Origin of the sequence: Caballeronia sp., from assembly GCF_049581465.1 — a bacterium.
Taxonomy (GTDB): domain Bacteria; phylum Pseudomonadota; class Gammaproteobacteria; order Burkholderiales; family Burkholderiaceae; genus Caballeronia.
Genome location: NZ_JBAUSA010000242.1, coordinates 1 through 1,638 on the forward strand (window position 1 = coordinate 1; position 1,638 = coordinate 1,638).

Annotated in this window: 2 protein-coding genes; both read right to left on the minus strand. The window is 62.6% G+C overall.

The genetic code is table 11. The features are described 5' to 3' along the window. Positions 1-552: aminotransferase class III-fold pyridoxal phosphate-dependent enzyme (locus tag WCA53_RS06030; RefSeq protein ID WP_423906893.1), on the minus strand; the 552-nt coding region annotated here is incomplete at its 3' end. 185 nt (positions 553-737) lie between these two features. Next, positions 738-1,638: 2-hydroxyacid dehydrogenase (locus WCA53_RS06035; protein WP_423906896.1), on the minus strand; the 901-nt coding region annotated here is incomplete at its 5' end.

The following is a 1,638-nucleotide window of genomic DNA, read 5'->3' on the forward strand; positions in this document are numbered from 1 at the left end:
CGCATACGGCGACGGCAAATGATGCTGGCTCGGCAACGGCAGGTCGAAGTTCCGATGAAAGGCCGGCAGGGCGGTCAATCCCGCGCCCACGGCCGACGACCCGTGATATCCGCGATGCAGGGCGATGACGTGTTTCTTCCACGGCCGCCCGGTCGCGTTGAAATAATGCGTGATGAAGCGCAGGGCGGAATCGACGGCGTCGGACCCGCCCAGCGTGAAATAGACGTGCTGCAACGACGCCGGCGACACCTCGACCAGCTTCTCGGCCAGTTCGATCGCGGGTGCGGAGCCGAAGTGAAAGTAGCTGGTGGCGTAGGGCAGGCGCGTCATTTGTTCCATCGCGACTTTAACGATGCTGGGCTGTCCGTAGCCGACGTTGACGCACCAGAGGCCTGCGAACGCGTCGAGGAGTTCGTTGCCGTCGGCATCGCGCAGAAATGCGCCGTGCGCGGATTCCAGCACGGTGACACCACGGGCTTCGTGGACGCGGTAATTGACGACTGGATGAATCAGGTGTTTGCGGTCGGCTTCAATAAGCGATTGGATCGACATGGGTTTTCTCGTCGCGGTAGTGGCTGGGAGTGGCTCAAAGCGGCCCATGAAGAGTGGGCTGATGACGATCCATACTACTAACGGAAAGCTATCGCGCGAGGCCCTAAACAATGTCTGAAAGAGCGTGCTTGCCGCGTTTTGACGGGCTTGCGCAGCATTTTCTGCCGCGCAAGGCATAACCCGGCTCAATACCCCCGGGTTCGGTCGATCTGACCGATCATCGGCAAGCCTTCGCGATGCCGGCGCAGATTGTCGAGAATGACATCGACGGCGCTATCCGGGCGCGTTGCGCTCGCAATATGCGGTGTGATGCGAACGCGCGGATGTGACCACAACGGATGCGCGGCGGGGAGTGGCTCGGGGTCGGTGACATCGAGGATCGCGCTGTTCAGTTGACCGCACGCGAGCGCCGCTAGCAAATCGTCCTGGTTCAGGTGCGGCCCGCGTCCGGTCTGGATCAGCGCCGCGCCGCGAGGGAGTTTGCTGAACAGCGACCGGTTCAACATGCCGCGCGTGGCTGTGGTGAGCGGCAGCAGGCAGATCAGGATGTCGCAGCGGGCGAGGAAGGCATCGAGCGAGTTTGTGCCGGCATAACAATCGACGCCCTCGATCGAACCACCCGAGCGGCTCCATCCCGCGCATGGAAAGCCAAACAGGCGCAGGCGTTCGAGCACGGCGGTTCCCAGCACGCCCAAGCCGAGCACGCCGATTCGGCGCGACGAAGCGGGCTGCACCGGCAACGCTTGCCAGGTTTGCTGTTGTTGCTGGAGGTCGTAATCGAAGAGATCGCGATGGATGGTGAGCACCGCCTGCGTCACGTATTCGACCATGCCTTCCACAATGCCCGGTTCGATCATACGGACTACTGGAATGTGCGCGGGGACGCCGGACAGGTCGAACTGATCGACGCCCGCGCCAACCGAGAAGATGACTTCGAGGTTGGGAAGCGTGCGTGTGGGATCGTCGGGGGGCTGCCAGGCGGCGAGATACCGGATGGTGGCTGGATCGCCGATGTTGGGCCATATGTGGAATGGCATATCGGGGGATTTTTGGGCGAAGAGTTGGGCCCATTGGGCGCCGCGGGCG